Below are 17,321 nucleotides of genomic sequence, written 5' to 3'. Positions count from 1 at the left end.
ATTTCCCTCCTTTGCAAAAAGCGTGGAAATTTTCCACGCTTTATAATTGGCGAAGTTCTTGCTTAATTTCTGTTTTTACTTTTGTTTTCTCATCAATTTGCTTAATGACGCGCGCTGGTACTCCAGCCACGACCGTATAAGGAGGCACATCTTCGATAACAACAGCACCTGCCGCAACGACTGCTCCTTTTCCGACAGTTACTCCTTCTAAAATGACGGCGTTGGCACCAATGACAACATCGTCTTCAACAATGACTGGTTTAGCAGAAGGCGGCTCAATGACCCCTGCTAATACCGCACCTGCTCCAACGTGGCAGTTTTTCCCTACAGTTGCGCGCCCTCCAAGCACAGCATTCATGTCAATCATCGTTCCTTCTCCGACGACAGCTCCAATATTAATTACCGCTCCCATCATAATGACAGCGTTGTCGCCGATTTCGACTTGGTCGCGAATAATCGCTCCCGGCTCAATGCGCGCTTTAATTCCTTTTAAGTCAAGAAGCGGAATCGCCGAATTGCGACGGTCGTTTTCTACGACATAATCTTCAATCCGGTCTTTGTTTGCTTCTAACACTTCTTTAATTTCCTGCCATTCGCCAAAGACGACGCCTGTATTTCCTGCAAGAAACGTTTTCGCATTAGCACCAAAATCAATGCCGTCAAGCTCTCCTTTTATGTATACTTTTACTGGAGTTGCTTTTTTGCTATTTTGAATAAACGCAATAATTTCGTTAGCATCCATCATTTTCATCATCGTGTCCTCCTCTTTTATGCTCTTATTTTTTTACTTTAACAAAACAAAGCTCCTGCTGACAAGCAGAAATTCACCCTTTTGCATTTAGTCGGCGCAGCTGCCGATTTAATCGCTTTAATACTTCCCGTCTTGTAAAGATCCCTTCAAAATAGCCATCTTCGTTTTCCACACAAACAAACGGATGGTTGACCACTAATTCAATCCCTTTCATCGCGTGGTCATTTATCATTAATCTAGGAATGTCTTTGTTCATCACTTGCTCCACTTTCATCGTTTCCAGCCGTTCAAATTCAATTCGTTCCAGCCCTAAAATCGCATCCATAATGGCGGTCATGCTAATTAAGCCGTGCAATTTATACGATGTATCTAGCACGGGAATGGCGGAATATCCTGTCTTTGTAAGTACAAGCAACGCGTGATCTAAAAAGTTGCCAACTTGGACATGCGCTACTTTGTCTGAAGGAATTAAAAATTGCGCCACCGTTTGCTGAAGAAATTCTTTACTATCGAAACTAATCATGCTTCATTTCCGCCTTTCTATTAAACTTTCCCTTTTAGTTTACCACACCCAACACTAGAGCAAAAAAAAATAACTACCGCATTATAGCGATAGTTCGTTGTAAATCCGCTCATACAGCTTTACTAAATGACGATACCGTGCTTCATCCACTTGCTTCTGTCCGCTTTCCATATCAGCAAGTTCAGAGCTAATGATTTCTAGCGCGTATCGTTGATTAAACAACACCTCCAATAGTAAGTTTTGCTCGTCTGGCGACAATTGCTCCATCCATTTTTTCATCGCTATTCCTCCTTCCGTCCATTAATGGTATATTCACAAAAATGAAAAAAAAGTCCAAGAAAAAAAGCCTTCGCCAGCGGAAGACTTTTTATCCTTTGCCCGTATAAATGTTGCGCAACATAAAATAGCACAAAGGACATGTCTGAATCACGTTTTGGTTTGACTGTGCTGTCAACACTTCCTCTAAATAGGCTCGCTTTTTGCAAGCGGGGCAAATAACGATCGTTTTTTTGCATCTCATCGCCTCACTTTTTTTCGTCAAGCAATTCGAAAATTTCAATTGCAATCATATCGATGTTATCGAATTGATACGTTTTTGGTTTGTTCCCTTTCTCATACACTTCGAGCATGTATGTATCTGTTTTCCCTAAATACGTCACACTGCATTTTTTTTCACCATTTACTTCAAAATTGCGTTGAGGTGCTTCACTTCCATTTGGCTCTTGTTCACGAAGCTGCATTAAACGTTGAATAATTCCTAATAATTGAGACATCGATTTTTCCCCTTTCTTTCCGAAAACGAACGGTTTATTGCCCCTCGACCATATTATAGCAAAAAGAGCAGCCCTTTCATAGGACTGCCCGTCACGCGTTACCATTGCGTATTGATCGCTAAATAAATAATCGATCCGACCGCTAACAATCCTGCCAGCAAATAGGCTAAAAGAATAGGGTTACGAACATATGGATGTTCCTGAATTTTTTCGTTGACTGGAGCATCGTACTCCCCTTGAAACTTTTGACGCCTGCCGAGCATGACCGTATAAATAAACCCGATGACTGCAATTAGCAAAATAAGAATCGATAAAATGAATGAAAGTTGCGCCATTATCTCTTCACCTCATCCTTACTTTCCCACGCCGACTTCTTTTTATGCATTAATAATGAGCGTCTTGTTCAAACAAATAGCTGTAGGATAAGTCGATAAACAAATAATGACGTTCGTCCATCGGGTATGAATACGTGCGAATCGTTTCCCCTGTTTCAATATCGGCATATAAATCAGAGAGAATGCCCCGCTTCCGCGAACGCATACGAATAATATTTTCTAAAAAATAAGGACGCCAACTCCAATTTTTCATGTAATATTCTGGTTGTATTTCCCACATATTATTTCGTTTAAAGATATTTGCTGACCGCTGAAAACCGTCTTCATCGCACACGTATACACGAAAACAAACGTCGCCCAATTCGTTAGCAATCGTCGCAATTAACTCATTAAAATCAATTGCTTTTTTATGTTTTGCCAATAGAGCGGTGAGGCGTTGCTGAAATTGCTCGGAAATGTTGTATAACGTTTGTAGCTTTTTCTTTTCTTGCTGAATGAACTGATGGCATTCATCGCGCAATCGTTCTTTTAAAAACTCGGCAGGCAATAATTCCGGCTTGGGCTCTGCTAAATAATATCCTTGGTAATAACGCCCACCGTTTCGCCATGCGTATTGCAACTGAAAAGACGCTTCAATGTCTTCGTACAACAGCGTGGCGCCGATTTTTCGTGCCAACAGCGAAATGGAATAAAGGACATCTTGGTACGAATAGCTTGCTGACGTTTTCCGCAATTCGCGCAAATCCATTTTTAAAATATCTGGCGCCAGCAAGCTAATTCGCTCGAGGTTGCTGCTATGTTCGCCGATATTATCTAGCGCCACGCGAATGCCGTATGTACGGATATACGTTAATAGATGGCTTAATTGGTCTAAATTTCCCCTGAAATGTTTTTCATTAATTTCTAATACGATTCGATCAAGCGCCAGCCCTTTTTCCTCATACTGAAATAAAAGTGTTAAAAAAGATTCCGCACGATCGAGCATTAATAAATTAGCGTCGCGATTAAGGAAAATGAGTAGCTTTTCATCCCCATTCGCAAGAAAATGATCGAGCGCTTTTTTCGTTACCGTTTCATCTACTTCCAGCCGAAACTCTTCCGGAATCGTTTCGTCATGAAAAAACGGCCCTAGGCTATTTACTTGGTCTTCTGTCTTGTATCTCCCCAATACTTCGTATCCAATTACCCGATGTTCGTCCGCACTAAAAATCGCTTGGTAATATGGAACGACATATTGCAAATTGGCTATAATATCTAACGCATCCACGTTATCCACCTCTTTTTGCACTCGTCATTTCGCATATTATACCATAGGATGCTCTCCGTTTATAAATAAAACGCGCGGTGTCGTATCACTGATCCCGCGCGTTTTTTAAGGTAAAAAAGTATAAAACTTCAGGTGTGATGCGCTCCGCCCCTTCTTTCGGTCGCGACACACTGAGTTCGCTTCTTTGACATATCCCACGCAAGCCCAAACTTTGCTTGGGCTGATCCTCCTCTGTAGGGCTTGTGCACCCTTCGCCGATAGGCGGGCGCTTTGCGCTTTTCTTACAAAGAATGAACAAACAGTCGCCTTCGCTTTTTTTTTTTTGTTAAAAAGGATGTTGATTCAGCCACTGTCCTCCGTCCATCGTGATGCACTCTCCGTTAATATAGGCTGCGTCATCGGAAAGTAAAAAGGCAGCGAGTGCAGCGATTTCTTCCGGTTTTCCAAGTCGCCCGAGTGGAACGCTAGCAAGCGTCCGTCTTGCTGCTTCTTCGGATTCCCAAAGCTTTTCTGCTCCACCAGTCCGCTCAATCGGACCTGGGGCGATAGCATTCACACGAAAGCCATACTTTTTACCCCATTCGACGGCTAGCGTCCTTGTCATCGCTAACACCCCTGCTTTCGCGCAAGCGGAATGAATGACGCCAGCTCCCGCGTTCCATGCATATGTAGCGACCATGTTAATAATGGAGCCTTTTTTCCCGCTTTGAATCCAATAGTTACCGACTTCACGACTACAATAAAACGTCCCGTTTAAGACGATGTTAATGACGCTATTCCAACCGTTAATGGACAGCTTTTCCGCTGGGCAAATAAAGTTGCCCGCTGCGTTGTTAATTAATGCGTCAATTTTGCCGAATTCCGCATCCGTTCGTTTCACCATTTCGGCCACAAGTTCTGGATCGCGCACATCCATAGCAATCGGCAGCACTTTTCCGCCCGTCGGCGTTTCAATTTCTTTCTTCGTTTCTTCTAACGCTTCCATTCTTCTTCCGGTAATAACGACGTACGCACCATCAGCGACAAACCTTTTCGCCATATATTTCCCCATGCCGCTTGAACCGCCTGTCACGATAATTACTTTTCCTTGCATATTCCTCCCCCTCTTCAATGACTGATTACTCATTCATTTTTATTATACGACAAATAGACATAATTTTCTAACATTTATTTTACTGATTTGTTTCTTTTCTATTCCCCTTTTCCCATTTATAATAAAACTAATTGTGAAAGGACGATGGGAAGATGAAAACAGTGACTACTATGACGCGAAGAGCATTTTTGCAAAAAAGCATTTCTTCATTGTTGGGTGGAATAGCCCTTACTTCTTTCGGCTATTATTACGCTCGATTTATCGAGCCGAAACGGCTAACAGTCACCGCCCATACAGTCAGTCATTCATTGATTCCGAAAAGCTTTGATGGCATAAAAATCGTCCAGTTTAGTGATACCCATCTCGGCTACCATTTTTCGCTTGCCCAACTGCGGCACATCGTCATGCGGATAAATGATCTAACGCCAGATGTCGTCGTATTTACTGGGGATTTAATGGATGCACCGAATCAATACCGTTTCTCGCACGACATTGCCCCAATTCTTACAAAAATTCGCGCACCTTTAGGTAAATTTTGTATTTATGGAAACCATGACCACGGTGGGTACGGAACAGATTTATACAAAAAAATTATGGAACAAGCTGGATTTCAGATATTAGTAAATAAGCACGCTTGGATTGAACAAGGCGACAAGAGCAAAATTGCCATCGTCGGCGCTGACGATTTGATGCTTGGAAAACCAGATTTCTCAAAAATGTTTCAATCTATCCCTCCATCGACATATACGATTTTATTGTTGCATGAGCCAGACGGCGCAACGAAAGCGGCTCGTTATCCCGTGCATTTGCAACTATCTGGGCATAGCCACGGTGGGCAAATTCAGCTTCCGTTTATCGGTCCGCTTGTTACTCCGCCGCTTGCCGTTCAATATTACGAAGGTTTTTATCACATTCAAGACATGACCCTTTACGTCAACCGTGGTCTCGGTACGACCCGAATGCCTTTTCGTTTTTTAACGCCTCCCGAATTAACCGTCTTTACATTAAAACATGAGCCGCCTTCTTCATAAGGCGGCTTCATTCTTCATCTTCCCTTACTCGATACGCCATCTGAAACAAGCATAACTGGCTATCGATTTCTAGTTCTCCTTCTTTCCTTTTCACATAATGATACTCTCCATGCTCGTCTTGCTCGCGCGCTTTCACATTATCAGAAAGCAAAAGTGATAACATTTTAATCACTCGCTTTTTCAACTGCTCGGAAAAAATTGGCCATAAAATTTCGACCCGCTTTTCCATATTGCGCGTCATCATATCGGCCGATGATAAGAACACTTTCTCCTCGCCATTATGATGGAAATAATAAATACGACTATGCTCTAGAAAACGACCAACGATGCTACGGACGCGAATGTTGTCACTTACTTCTCGGATTTGCGGACGCAAACAACAAATGCCGCGCACGATTAAATCGATGGACACCCCTGCCTGCGACGCTTCGTACAGCTTCATAATTAATTCTTTGTCCGTTAAGGCGTTCATTTTCGCAATAATGCGTCCATTTCCATACTCTTGATGGAAGCGAATTTCTTTGTCAATTAAGTCAATAAAATCGCGACGCAAATCGAACGGTGCCACCGATAAATGATGAAATTCCGGTTTTTCCATATATCCGCTTAAATAATTAAAAAAGTTCGTTGCATCTTCGCCAATTTCCCGATTGGACGTAATAAACCCTAAATCGGTATAAAGCTTTGCTGTCGCATCATTATAATTTCCTGTCCCTAAATGGACGAACCGCTCGATTTTCCCTTGTTTTTGTCGGACAATGAGCGTAATTTTACTATGCGTTTTTAAATGTGTAATGCCATAAATGACGTGGCACCCGGATTTCTCGAGCTCTTTTGCCCATTGGACGTTATTTTCTTCATCAAATCGCGCTTTTAATTCGACAAGAACGGTCACTTGTTTACCGTTTTCTGCTGCACGCTTTAACGCTTCGATAATTGGTGAACCACCGCTGACACGGTAAAGCGTCTGTTTAATCGCGAGTACGTGCGGGTCGTCCGCCGCATCAGCAATAAAATCAATGACCGGTTCAAACGATTCATACGGATGATGGAATAACAAATCTTGTTCTGCCGCCTTTTCAAAAATATCTTCGTCCGAATCTAAATCTTTGGGCGGCTGTGGAATCAATGTTTCGTATACTAAATGTTCTTTATAGGCTGCCAGCTCTTTATGGAAATGATGTAAAAACGTTAAATCAAGCGGACCGTCGATTTCGTACACATCTTTTCGGTGAATTTCGAGTTCCTCTAATAAATAATGCAAAATGAACGGGTCAAACCCATCTTTTCTCATTTCGAGGCGAACGGCTGCACCCCATTTTCGTTTTTTCAATTCTTTTTCAATTTCTTTTAATAAATCACGAGCCCCTTCTTCGTGAATCGTTAAATCTGCGTTACGTGTAATGCGAAACGGAGTAACAGAAACGACGTCATAGCCTTGAAACAAAATGTCAATATGTGCGGTAATAACGTCTTCAAGCAAAATATAGACAAATTCTTCTTGCTCTGACGGAAGGCGAATAAAGCGGTTTAATACGGACGGTACTTGCACAAGCGCAAGCTTCCACCGCTCGTCCTCATCTTCTTCGTCATCGTCAAGGATGACTGCCAAATTTAAACTTTTGTTTGCCAACATCGGAAACGGGCGATACGCATCCACCGCCATCGGCGTCAATACCGGAAAAATTTGTTCTGTAAAATATGCATGCAAAAATGCACGCTGCTCGTCCGTTACTTGCTCCATCGAAATAAGCTGAATCTCTTCTTCCGCCAACATCGGCAACAACACGTCGTTATAAAGCCGATATTGCGAGCGCACTAGTTCATGCACTTTTTCTGAAATTCGCTTGAGCTGCTGCTTTGGCGTCAATCCAGCTTTATTTTCCGGCTTATTAAAGCCTGCCTTCACTTGGTCTTTCAACCCTGCTACTCTCACCATAAAAAATTCATCTAAATTTGAACTGAAAATCGCTAAAAACTTGAGTCGCTCCAACAACGGATTTCGCTCATCGAACGCTTCTTGCAACACTCGCTCGTTAAACGCAAGCCAGCTTAACTCTCGGTTATTGTAATAGTTTGGATTATTTAGCCCTATCATCGTCTTCCCTGCCTTATTGTCGAAACCGTAATTCAATCGGTTGCTTCCATATTTTTTCAAGTTGTTTTTTATTTTTTTCCGCTTGGTACTCTTCGGCACGAAAATCGCCGGTGCATATAATATCCATGACGATCGCCCCCGGCTGTTTCGTCAGCGTAATATGTTGAACGATTTTTCGTTTCGTATCGTTTAAGCTGTGGGCAAATTTAACAAGCGCACCTATAAACCGCATTCGCCGCTGCTCTTCTTTAGAAAACCAATCGGAAAATGGCGCGATATATTGTTTAAATAACGGTTTATTTTTATACGAAGCGATTAAGGCAAGCTTCACGCGGTCTTTATGCATTAATCCGTCGATCGTGCGGTTAGCCAACAAATAAAACGTATGTTGGCTGCTTGCCTCTTCGTCAATATACTGTCCTAAATAAAAGACGTGAGCCGCCTGCTTCATGTCGTGCACATCTTCCTCGGTAATCGGATAAAGCTTAAGCTTTCGAATTTGTGCCACAAGCTGCGCTAATAGCTGGTTTACATGCTGAACATCATCTAACCGGATGTCGTAATCTTGTGCCAATTCGTAAAAACTTTCTTGTAATACGTTCGGAAATAGTTGAGTACCGAACGGTTGAATCAGCTCTTCATAAAAAATACCGTCACGTAGCCCTTTTCGGCTTAACACAAAGGAAGAAGCATCCACAGTATCGTACAGCGCACAAAATACCTCGAGCGCAGGAATAATTAAATCCGCACGGTCTTTCGACAATCCTTCTAGCTTTTGTAGTTCTTCAAACGATAACGACATTAACAATTTCCGAACGTCAAACAAATGCTTCCGTTTCATTTCATATTGGTGGACACCAGCTAACGGGTATTGCTTCATCAGCTGGTGAATTTGCACAATATTGCGCGCGCTCCCGCCCATCGAAACAAGCGGCACTTTTTTTTCAGAGAGCCACGGTAGCGACTGAATTTGCTCGGTCAAATAAATCGACAAGCGCTTTAGCTCTTCTTCTGTTGGGACGTTCCCAGACACAAACGTTTGCCTTAGCGACAGCGCCCCAAACGGAAAACTGTAAGATTCAAGCAATTCTCGGTCTTTATAATAGGTAACTTCCGTACTTCCACCGCCGATGTCGACTGTAATCGCTTCCGTAATCGGCGTCGAGTTGACGACCGCCAAAAAGCCGTAATACGCTTCCTCTACTCCCGTTAAAACACGCATGTGGAAATCTGTATTTTTTTCTACTAACTCGATAATTTCTTGCTTATTTTTTGCCTGACGAATCGTAGCGGTCGCCACACATCTCACTCGCTCAAGCTGATGATGGCGGGTAATTTCTTGAAAGCTACGGAGCGTATCTAACAATAGAAAAATCCCTTCTTCTGTCAATATATGCGCATCGGTTAAATAATTACGCAGCCTCGCAACTGCTTTCACATTTTCAATTTCGCGCAACCGCCCGCTTTTTTGTCGTTCATAAATCACTAAGCGAATCGTGTTTGAGCCAATATCAATAATGCCGTATTTTTCTTTCATGTCCGTCCTTCCTTCAACGCTTTTTTTTATTATACCACACGAAAGATTCACCAAAACAGTTGCACTTGCCCCGATTCTCGTACACCTAATATTGAAAACAAATGTTCATGATGTATAATAAAGGTAGTAGACAAGCTAAAAGAAAAGGAGATTTGCTATGGAACGTTTAGAACCAACGATAGACAATTTGGCGAAAGCGATTTTTACGGTGAACCGCCATGCAAAAACAGCGTTAAACCCCTCATTTCTATATTTACTTAAGAAAAAAGCGATTGAAAAACTGCTTGAGGAAGGAAAAGCAAAAAAAGTCGGGCTTCATTTTTCACCTAATCCGAAATATAGCCAACAGCAGTCCGATGTGCTCGTTGCCGTCGGTGAGTATTACTTTCACATTCCTCCAACAAAAGAAGACTTCGCGACACTTCCACACCTTGGTGCATTAAACGGTTCCTATCGCAATCCTGCAGCAAAAATGCCGCTTTCGAAAGCAAAGGCGTTACTGCAAACATACACAGGAATGACAGAGACAAAAAATGAGCCGCCTCGAACGAAGCGACCATATCAGAAACCTGTATTTAAGCGGCTTGGGGAGCGCTGACAGCCCGAGCGGCTGTCGGCTTTAGTTGATGATCCCATAGCTAATCACATCTGCTTTTACGGAAACAGAAATATCTGCTGCGGCAAACGCTTTTCCCCAGTTGTTTTCAACATTTTTCCAATGGCTATATTCATACGCCCTGGCATATAAACCAAAACCGACCGGGTCAACATGATGACGTTGAAACGTTTGCAACAGTGTAGTCGTTTTTGTTTTGATCTCGTTAGCAATGATTCTTTCTAATTGTTTTTGTTTTTTGCTTATATCAACATCGGCGATTTTTTCCGTAATAATCACCTCAGCATTGATTTGAACATGAAACTGAAATCGACCGTTACGATACTTTGTTTGGTAGCGAACTTTGCCATGTTCCATTGACACGCTAATATTTTCTTTTTTTCCTGTCAATGCCGCCGTCCGAAGCGTAAATGGAATCGCGGGTTTTATTTCTTCCCGTAGCAGCTGAAGAAACGGGCTGTCTTTCGCTGAAATAGAGGCGACATACTTACCCTTATTGTTAAATAATGCCACGCCTTTCACTACCATTTTTCTATTTTTCATCCCCATCTCCGTGGCAAACGGGGTGCATCCTTTTTCAAATAACATCCGATGAAAATCAAGCAAATTTGTTTTGACCGTTTGTTTATCTAATGCCGTTGTAGCAATTAAATCTCTAATCGCTACCGCTAAGCGCGGCTTATCTTTTTGTTTTGATTCCATCAATTCTTTCACTGGCCCATCATAAACGATGAGCAAAGCGGTTGTCGAGTTTTTCGGATCCCGATACAGTACATCTAAAAGGGGAAGCAGCGCCCTTTTTTCAGCAAGATGTTTGCCGATAACAACGTTTTGTATTTTCCCACCTACCGTTTTTCCAGACGCAAACAAATCGACCTTATATCTCCCTTCTCTTAGCGATGACGTATCCACATCAATCACTTCTGTATGCTCTTTCGCATCTTTATTAAATACAGGGCTTGACGAATACATAAGCAGCTTCCCATCGTCCGTTGCATCGAGACCAAGCGTTAATATCATCGTTAACGAGTCAAGCCTTGTATTCATGCCGCAACCCGATAAAAAAAGCACACCACAAAGCAGCAAAGCAACAGCTTTCATGCCGGTTTCCCCCGTCGCAACCATTGGAGTATCTTCATATATAGCCATAAACCAACTGGAAAAAAGTAACCAACAACCATTCCTATTTTTCCCCACCACTCAGAAAATGTTTGTAAATGGTCAAACGTCGGTGTGTATAAAAACGCAACAATAATATATAACCCAACGCCAATGACAAGTACGCGCACATGGTCGGACTGTTCCAATACGTGCGCAATACCAAACACAGCCGTGAAAATATACGGAATGCCTGTTGTCGATAACACAAATAAATACGCAGCTAAAAAAATAATTTCAAACCGCTCCATAAACGGAAACTCAATTGTTTTTAATAACGACAACGTCGGCCAAACGTATTGCGTAATCTCATCGGGGCTGTAAAAAACGAAACCAACAAGCGTCACAAATACAAAAGCCACCATGGAGATGCCGTTGGCGATAATAATCCCTTTTTTCGCTAACTGCTTTTCTTTCACATATGGGTAAAGCAAAAACGCCAGTTCAAACCCTAAAAATGATAAAATTGTTTTTTTCACTGTTTTTATAATCGGCAGCCACCCTTCTTTGATGACCGGCAATAAATGAAGCAAATGACCGTCTTTTAATGGAACGGCAATTAATAGCGGCATCCAAAGCGTCATATAAAACACGATTTCCGCATACCGTCCGAGAATGCGCACCCCCTGGCGCGCTGCTAAAAAGCCTGGAATCATAAATAAAATCATAATCCAATAGTTAGACGTTTGCGGCAAAATCCATGCTTGGACGAGATGAATCGACGTAAAAACAACTGTTGTTGCCGCAAGCGCCGCATAGAGGGAAAACAAGAGCGATAGCAATTTCCCGAACCATTTGCCAAAATAGCGCGGCAATAAATCAAAAATTGTATCTTCTGGGTGTTTTTCCATGATGGAGACGATGATTACACTAGCAATCATCGATATCCCTCCGCCAAAAATAATCGCAATCCAGCCGTCCGTTCCGCTCCCTTTTGCCACATCTGCCGGCAGCGACAAAATCCCGATGCCGATTTGTGCCCCCACAATAAAAAAGACATATTGAAAAATCGTAATTTCATTTTGGGGAATGCGTGTCATCGCCATCTATCATTTCCTCGTGTTCGTTTGTCGTTTTAGCTGAGTTGGATGGGCAGAGAGCGGGCGGTTACGCATCGTCCAAAGCGGAAACCGAACGACCGTATCTTTCCAGTCACGAAACCGAACAGGGGCAAACGGGCTGCCAAACGGGGTACCAAGCGATTCTAGACAGGCAAGGTGGATGACTAAAATCATCAATCCAATCGCCATGCCAACGACCCCAAACAACGAAGCCACGACCATCATCGGAAAGCGAATCAACCGTACCGATTCGGACATGTCCGGATTTGGAATGATAAATGAACCAATTGCTGTAATCGCAACGACAACGACCATAATGTTGCTGACAAGCCCTGCTTGCACCGCCGCCTGCCCGATAACAACCCCGCCGACGATCCCGACCGTTTGTCCAATTGGCTCTGGCAAACGAAGCCCTGCTTCGCGCAACATTTCAATCGCTAATTCCATTAAAATCGCCTCCAACATCGGCGGTAGCGGCACTTGTTCACGTGATTCTCCGACCGTTAAAATTAAATTAAGCGGCAATAGTTCATAGTGAAAGGAAATCGCCGCAATATAAAGTGACGGCAAAAAAATGGCGATAAAAAACGCTAGCACACGCAATAGCCGTAAAAACGTCGCAATCATCCATCGCGTACTATAGTCATCAATCGTTTGAAAAAACGCAATAAATGACATTGGCGCAATCATGACGCTTGGCGAACGATCGACAACAACAACGATGCGCCCTTGCAACAAATTGCTAACAGCAGCATCCGGTCGTTCCGTCAATAAAAATTGCGGAAACGGCGAAAACGGATTATCTTCAATCAGCTGCATTAATTCGCCAGTATTCACTACCGCATCTATATCAATGTTACGAATACGGTCTTCTAATTCTTGTAGCACTTCTGGGTGAGCGACATCTTCTAAATAAAGAAGCGCTACTTTTGTTTTTCCTCGTCTCCCAACGGTAATCTCTTTCATTTTTAACTCTCGATTCGGAAGGTAGCGGCGAATGAGGGCAATATTTTTCCCACTCGTTTCAATAAACCCTTGATGCGCCCCTTTAATCGAAGATTCGACTTGAGGCTCAGCGATCGCTCGCTGCGGCCATCCTTGCGTATCTAAAATGAGCGCTTTTTGTTCCCCGTCAATAAACAACACACTTTCCCCTTGAAACACAGCTGTTTCAACTTCTGACCATAACTTTGTATATTTTTTTTGCCCGATTAAAACAGCAATATCTTCTACGCTCTTTGCTTCATACCGCTCGAACAGGAGGGGCTGCAAGACGTTATTATTAATCGAATGTTTGTCTGCTAAGCTATCTAAATATAAAAGCACGACGTCTTTTCTCAACTGCTGTACGTTTAAGCGGCAAACGACTAAATCAGGCGCTTCGTCCCATGTCGCTTGAATCGTTGCTTCTACTTCCGCTAACGACGACGGAATCCACATCTTCATCCCTCCATTACTGTTATTATGTATAGCTTTCCTTTTTTTAATACAAAAAAGACTGCCCTTTCCAAGGCAGTCTCTATTATTCGTTCTTTTCTTTGCCACACTCATGTTCGTTAGTAACAGGTACTAAAATTTCTCCGTGTCGCTCCTGTTTCAATAAAATTTGCAAAATCGTTTTTGACAGCTGGCTCGGTTGATACGGTTTAATCAGATAATCGCTTGCTCCAAGCGTAATCCCCTTTTCTTTTTCCTCTAGCGCTGACGACACAACAATAGGAATGTTTGCTAATTCCTTGTCTGTTTTCATTTTCTTTAATACATCCCATCCAGACAATTCCTCTTCCTCAAGCATAATATCAAGCACCACAGCGGCCGGTTTCATCGTTTTCATTGCTTCGACCGCTTCTCTTCCCGTCTTAAACCGATGAACGCAAAAACCGCTATCAGTTAATTCTGTTTCTAGTAATGATGCTAAATTCATATCGTCTTCGACGATAAAAACATTCATTCGGTTTTCATCATTTGTGCTTGTCGAATGTATCGAAGAAGAAAGCGTAGCTACGACTGGTAAGCTGACCGTAAACGTGCTTCCTTTTTTCACTTCAGACGTAACGGTTACTTCTCCATCATGTGCTTTTACAATTTCTTTCACAATTGCCAACCCAAGTCCCGTTCCACCAATACGGCGTCGGTCCGAATTGTCGACGCGGTAAAACTTTGTAAATAAATGCGGGAGCGCATCCGCTGGAATGCCTAGCCCTTCGTCTGTTACGTCAATGGCTAGTCGATCACCTTTCGCATAAATGCGTACCGTCACTTTCCCACCGTCCGGCGAATATTTCACCGCATTGCTAAGTAGATTCGTAAACACTTGCGCTAGTTTGTCACGGTCGCCAAGCACGATCGTCTGGTCGGTTTCCTTCTCGATGACAAACTGGTGGATGGCGGTATTTACTTTTTGCGTTTCGATCACATTTTGAATAATTGGAACGATATCTTCATACTTTTTGTCATACGTTTGCCGTCCTGCTTCCATTCGCTGTACGTCTAAGAAGTCGTTAATGAGCGCCGTCAGCCGCTTTGCTTCTTGGTATATGGTCGTTAAATATTTCCGTTGTCGCTCCGGTTTTAACTCTTTATTTAACATTAATTCCGTAAAACCAAGCACGCTAGAAAGCGGGGTGCGCAACTCATGGCTGACCGTGCTCACAAACTCTGACTTCATTTGGTCGACTTCAAATTCTTTCGTTATATCGCGATGAACAAAAATCGTTCCAAAGCGCTCCCCACCTCTGTAAAGCGGTTCTGCATACATTTGAATGACGGTTTTTTCACCTTTCACATGGTACACAAACGATTTCGTTTCGTTATTTTCATGAAAAAGAACACTATCTAAATATTGAGACAAACTTTTCTCATCCGTTGCTTTTTGAAGCAATATTTCTTTCCACTGTTCATACGGGAGCTGAACCATTTTTGAGGCGTCTATCCCCCAAAAATGGCTAAGTTGTGTATTTACCATTAAAATTGTTCCTCGTATATCGACGAGTTGGATTCCTTCTTGAAGATTATTTAAAATATCTTGCGTCATGCGACGGTCTTTTTCCGATTCTTCATATAACCGGATTTTTTGCAAAGAGATGGCTACTTGTTTTGAAAGCTGCTCGTATTCTTCCATTTCATGAGGTGAAAAGTCGCCACCAAAGCGGCTGAGCATCATCATTGCCTCTATTTCTTGTTCCCCCGAAAGTATAGGCAACAGCAAATCATATGAATATATCGTTTCTTCGTAATACCCTTTTTCTGATACCTCTATTTCCCGTTTTACCGAAAATGGCTGTTTCGTTTGCAATAGTCGTTTCAATAGGCCATTATCTATGTTCCCTAAAAACTGCTTTACCGATTGCTCTGATAGCCCAAATGCAGAATAGGATTTTTCCTCATTTAACAGCACGATAATCCCTCGATCTGCATCCATCACTTTGCACAGATTGTAAACGATGCTGTCAAGTACTTCCTGCTTGTGTAATGAACTCGAAAGACCTTTAATAAAGTCATTACGTCGTTTCAGTTCTTGTTCACGAAGCTGCATTGCTTCAAGCGCTTGCTCAAGTTCTGCTTGTTGCGACTCTAATTCATCTTGTTGTGCAATTAGTTCCTCATTTTGCGCAACTAAGCTTTCTTCTTTCTCACGAATGCTATAAATCATTTTTTGAAACGCCCTCGACAGCCTGCCAATCTCATCTTGTCGAACACTAGCAAACTGCCATTCATTATACGTTTCATCTTGAGCAAACTGGTCAGCCGCCCGAGCGAACGCATTAAGCGGCTTTCCTATTTGTTTTGCCATCATTCTCATAATCCACATTAATACAAGCAACACAAAAAACATGAATAACACAAACGAAAGCTGCAACTGAGTTTGTACTACTTTTAATTGACCATATTCATTTTCTAGTTGTACAGCTAATGAATCATGATACTCCATCATCTGTTTTTGAAAACGTTGAATGGAAGCAGTTCCTCCATTTTCCGACGCTTGCAGCACTGCTTTTATATTTCCTGCTTCAAAATTAGCAATCGCTTTTTTCACTAAATCATCAAAATAATAAGAAGTAAACGTTGCTGCATCCTCTAAAAATTGGCGGTCTGTTTCGTTTTTTGCTAATTGCTTTAGTTTTTGTAATGTTACTATTACCTGTTCTTTTTGTTCAAAAATGCTCTGCTTAAACTCTTTCCGTCCAAACGCCAAATAACCGCGAGCATCAAAAAACGCTTGAGTGAACGCTCGATCTAACTGCTCCGCATACCGCGCTTTCTCTTGAAGCTGTTGCCGTTTTTCTTCAAAGGTATTTGTAATTGATTGCTGTTTCCAAAGAAAAATAGAGGCACCCAATAAAAACACAACGATAAACAGACTCATTAACCCAATAAACTGCCTAGCCAAACTTTGGCGAAAATAATGTTTAATTTTCTCCATGCAAAATCTCCTCAACTCGTTTCACCAACTCGAGCGGACTGTACGGCTTCGCTAGAAAATAATCAGCCCCCGCTTCAAGCACTCGCTGTTGGTCGGTCTGTTGGCTTTTGGCAGATAGCATCATAATTTTTACATGCTTTTTCGCCGGAATGTTCCGTACCTGTTGAATAACTTCAAGCCCTGTATAAATTGGCATCATATAATCAAGCAAAATTAAATCATAGTCGTTTTCTTTAATAAGTTCAATTGCTTCTTGACCGTCACATGCTTCGTCAATTTCGTATCCTTCATCTTCGAGCGTATCCATCACTAACATCCTCAATACTTCTTCATCTTCCGCAAGCAAAATTTTCGCCACCATCGATCGTCTCCCTTCTGTAAAAACACTCGTCTCAATTCATCATACAATTGTTTAAACATCTCATGTACTGTCTTTTCCCAACTGTTTCATTTGTAATCAGGCGTGTTGATTAACCAATAAAAACCAATTGACATCGCTTGATTCCTAGCTTTTCTGCCACTCGCTCTGTAGGCGGCAATACGCTGTTCCCACCCATATTTTAATTCGTTTTTGTCTATACCAAAACTCCTTAATAAAGATTTCTAAAGAAATTATGGCATGGATATAGACAAATGACAAACCATTCCATGTTTT

17 protein-coding genes are annotated in these 17,321 nt (G+C 42.2%); 2 read left to right on the top strand and 15 right to left on the bottom strand.

All coding sequences use genetic code 11. The features are described from left to right. Nucleotides 1-40: 40 nt before the first annotated feature. The 8 genes from dapD to fadH all read right to left on the bottom strand — a co-directional run bounded on the left by dapD (nt 41) and on the right by fadH (nt 4,742). Nucleotides 41-751, bottom strand: coding sequence for a 2,3,4,5-tetrahydropyridine-2,6-dicarboxylate N-acetyltransferase (gene dapD, locus GFC30_RS06600; protein WP_066327198.1), 711 nt, complete (start codon nt 749-751; stop codon nt 41-43). Nucleotides 752-824: 73 nt separating this feature from the next. Then, the gene (cbpB, locus tag GFC30_RS06595) at nt 825-1,274 is read right to left on the bottom strand and encodes a cyclic-di-AMP-binding protein CbpB (protein WP_066323446.1); all 450 of its coding nucleotides are present in this window, start codon (nt 1,272-1,274) and stop codon (nt 825-827) included. An 81-nt stretch (nt 1,275-1,355) separates the two neighbouring features. Continuing rightward, nucleotides 1,356-1,553 (bottom strand): antirepressor AbbA, encoded by a 198-nt coding sequence (abbA, locus tag GFC30_RS06590; protein WP_066323445.1) that lies wholly within the window; start codon nt 1,551-1,553, stop codon nt 1,356-1,358. A 2-nt stretch (nt 1,554-1,555) separates the two neighbouring features. Next, nucleotides 1,556-1,789 carry a hypothetical protein gene (locus GFC30_RS17060; RefSeq protein WP_066323444.1) on the bottom strand — a complete coding sequence of 78 codons (234 nt, stop codon included), beginning with the start codon at nt 1,787-1,789 and terminating at the stop codon, nt 1,556-1,558. 9 nt (nt 1,790-1,798) lie between these two features. Then, nucleotides 1,799-2,047 carry a YkuJ family protein gene (locus GFC30_RS06580; protein ID WP_066323443.1) on the bottom strand — a complete coding sequence of 83 codons (249 nt, stop codon included), beginning with the start codon at nt 2,045-2,047 and terminating at the stop codon, nt 1,799-1,801. 98 nt (nt 2,048-2,145) lie between these two features. Continuing rightward, on the bottom strand, nt 2,146-2,382 hold the full coding sequence (locus GFC30_RS06575; protein ID WP_066323442.1) for a hypothetical protein: 237 nt from the start codon (nt 2,380-2,382) through the stop codon (nt 2,146-2,148). A 49-nt stretch (nt 2,383-2,431) separates the two neighbouring features. Continuing rightward, a complete protein-coding gene (locus GFC30_RS06570) occupies nt 2,432-3,649 on the bottom strand; it encodes an EAL domain-containing protein (protein WP_066323441.1) in 1,218 nt (405 codons plus the stop codon). A 325-nt stretch (nt 3,650-3,974) separates the two neighbouring features. Continuing rightward, nucleotides 3,975-4,742 carry a 2,4-dienoyl-CoA reductase gene (gene fadH, locus GFC30_RS06565; RefSeq protein ID WP_066323440.1) on the bottom strand — a complete coding sequence of 256 codons (768 nt, stop codon included), beginning with the start codon at nt 4,740-4,742 and terminating at the stop codon, nt 3,975-3,977. 152 nt (nt 4,743-4,894) lie between these two features. On the opposite strand from fadH, the gene GFC30_RS06560 reads away from it, so the two are divergent. Continuing rightward, complete coding sequence (locus GFC30_RS06560) at nt 4,895-5,773, top strand: metallophosphoesterase (RefSeq protein ID WP_066323439.1); 879 nt, start codon at nt 4,895-4,897, stop codon at nt 5,771-5,773. A gap of 7 nt (nt 5,774-5,780) precedes the next feature. Here GFC30_RS06560 and GFC30_RS06555 read toward each other — a convergent pair whose 3' ends face one another. Both GFC30_RS06555 and ppx read right to left on the bottom strand, forming a co-directional pair. After that, nucleotides 5,781-7,871: an RNA degradosome polyphosphate kinase gene (locus GFC30_RS06555; protein WP_066327196.1), complete on the bottom strand. Its 2,091-nt coding sequence runs from the start codon at nt 7,869-7,871 to the stop codon at nt 5,781-5,783. A 13-nt stretch (nt 7,872-7,884) separates the two neighbouring features. Next, nucleotides 7,885-9,408 (bottom strand): exopolyphosphatase, encoded by a 1,524-nt coding sequence (gene ppx / locus GFC30_RS06550; protein WP_066323438.1) that lies wholly within the window; start codon nt 9,406-9,408, stop codon nt 7,885-7,887. A gap of 157 nt (nt 9,409-9,565) precedes the next feature. Between ppx and GFC30_RS06545 the strand changes: the two genes are divergently transcribed. Continuing rightward, entirely contained in the window at nt 9,566-10,006 is a 441-nt protein-coding gene (locus GFC30_RS06545; protein WP_066323437.1) for a YkyB family protein, read from the top strand. Between the two features lie 21 nt (nt 10,007-10,027). Here the strand turns inward: GFC30_RS06545 and GFC30_RS06540 are convergent, their stop codons facing one another. The 5 genes from GFC30_RS06540 to GFC30_RS06520 all read right to left on the bottom strand — a co-directional run bounded on the left by GFC30_RS06540 (nt 10,028) and on the right by GFC30_RS06520 (nt 17,024). After that, a complete protein-coding gene (locus tag GFC30_RS06540; RefSeq protein WP_066323436.1) occupies nt 10,028-11,125 on the bottom strand; it encodes a Ger(x)C family spore germination protein in 1,098 nt (365 codons plus the stop codon). Then, a complete protein-coding gene (locus GFC30_RS06535; protein ID WP_148660368.1) occupies nt 11,122-12,228 on the bottom strand; it encodes a GerAB/ArcD/ProY family transporter in 1,107 nt (368 codons plus the stop codon). Before GFC30_RS06535 ends, GFC30_RS06540 begins: the two co-directional genes overlap by 4 nt. A 3-nt stretch (nt 12,229-12,231) precedes the next feature. After that, nucleotides 12,232-13,683 (bottom strand): spore germination protein, encoded by a 1,452-nt coding sequence (locus tag GFC30_RS06530; protein WP_238583552.1) that lies wholly within the window; start codon nt 13,681-13,683, stop codon nt 12,232-12,234. An 82-nt stretch (nt 13,684-13,765) separates the two neighbouring features. After that, nucleotides 13,766-16,666: an ATP-binding protein gene (locus GFC30_RS06525; RefSeq protein WP_066323434.1), complete on the bottom strand. Its 2,901-nt coding sequence runs from the start codon at nt 16,664-16,666 to the stop codon at nt 13,766-13,768. Continuing rightward, on the bottom strand, nt 16,653-17,024 hold the full coding sequence (locus GFC30_RS06520) for a response regulator transcription factor (RefSeq protein ID WP_066327192.1): 372 nt from the start codon (nt 17,022-17,024) through the stop codon (nt 16,653-16,655). The genes GFC30_RS06525 and GFC30_RS06520 overlap by 14 nt, the downstream gene beginning before the upstream one ends. Nucleotides 17,025-17,321: the final 297 nt, after the last annotated feature.

This window comes from Anoxybacillus amylolyticus (genome assembly GCF_001634285.1).
Taxonomy (GTDB): domain Bacteria; phylum Bacillota; class Bacilli; order Bacillales; family Anoxybacillaceae; genus Anoxybacteroides; species Anoxybacteroides amylolyticum.
This window is presented reverse-complemented; position numbering and strand designations above follow the sequence as displayed.

Bases quoted from the DNA above. Each gene is read 5' to 3' on its own strand.
- fadH (WP_066323440.1), bottom strand. From the start codon at position 4,742: ATGCAAGGAAAAGTAATTATCGTGACAGGCGGTTCAAGCGGCATGGGG.
- GFC30_RS06560 (WP_066323439.1), top strand. From the start codon at position 4,895: ATGAAAACAGTGACTACTATGACGCGAAGAGCATTTTTGCAAAAAAGC.
- GFC30_RS06575 (WP_066323442.1), bottom strand. From the start codon at position 2,382: ATGGCGCAACTTTCATTCATTTTATCGATTCTTATTTTGCTAATTGCA.
- ppx (WP_066323438.1), bottom strand. From the start codon at position 9,408: ATGAAAGAAAAATACGGCATTATTGATATTGGCTCAAACACGATTCGC.
- dapD (WP_066327198.1), bottom strand. From the start codon at position 751: ATGAAAATGATGGATGCTAACGAAATTATTGCGTTTATTCAAAATAGC.
- GFC30_RS06540 (WP_066323436.1), bottom strand. From the start codon at position 11,125: ATGAAAGCTGTTGCTTTGCTGCTTTGTGGTGTGCTTTTTTTATCGGGT.
- cbpB (WP_066323446.1), bottom strand. From the start codon at position 1,274: ATGATTAGTTTCGATAGTAAAGAATTTCTTCAGCAAACGGTGGCGCAA.
- abbA (WP_066323445.1), bottom strand. From the start codon at position 1,553: ATGAAAAAATGGATGGAGCAATTGTCGCCAGACGAGCAAAACTTACTA.
- GFC30_RS06525 (WP_066323434.1), bottom strand. From the start codon at position 16,666: ATGGAGAAAATTAAACATTATTTTCGCCAAAGTTTGGCTAGGCAGTTT.
- GFC30_RS06555 (WP_066327196.1), bottom strand. From the start codon at position 7,871: ATGATAGGGCTAAATAATCCAAACTATTACAATAACCGAGAGTTAAGC.
- GFC30_RS17060 (WP_066323444.1), bottom strand. From the start codon at position 1,789: ATGCAAAAAAACGATCGTTATTTGCCCCGCTTGCAAAAAGCGAGCCTA.
- GFC30_RS06580 (WP_066323443.1), bottom strand. From the start codon at position 2,047: ATGTCTCAATTATTAGGAATTATTCAACGTTTAATGCAGCTTCGTGAA.
- GFC30_RS06545 (WP_066323437.1), top strand. From the start codon at position 9,566: ATGGAACGTTTAGAACCAACGATAGACAATTTGGCGAAAGCGATTTTT.
- GFC30_RS06535 (WP_148660368.1), bottom strand. From the start codon at position 12,228: ATGGCGATGACACGCATTCCCCAAAATGAAATTACGATTTTTCAATAT.
- GFC30_RS06530 (WP_238583552.1), bottom strand. From the start codon at position 13,683: ATGTGGATTCCGTCGTCGTTAGCGGAAGTAGAAGCAACGATTCAAGCG.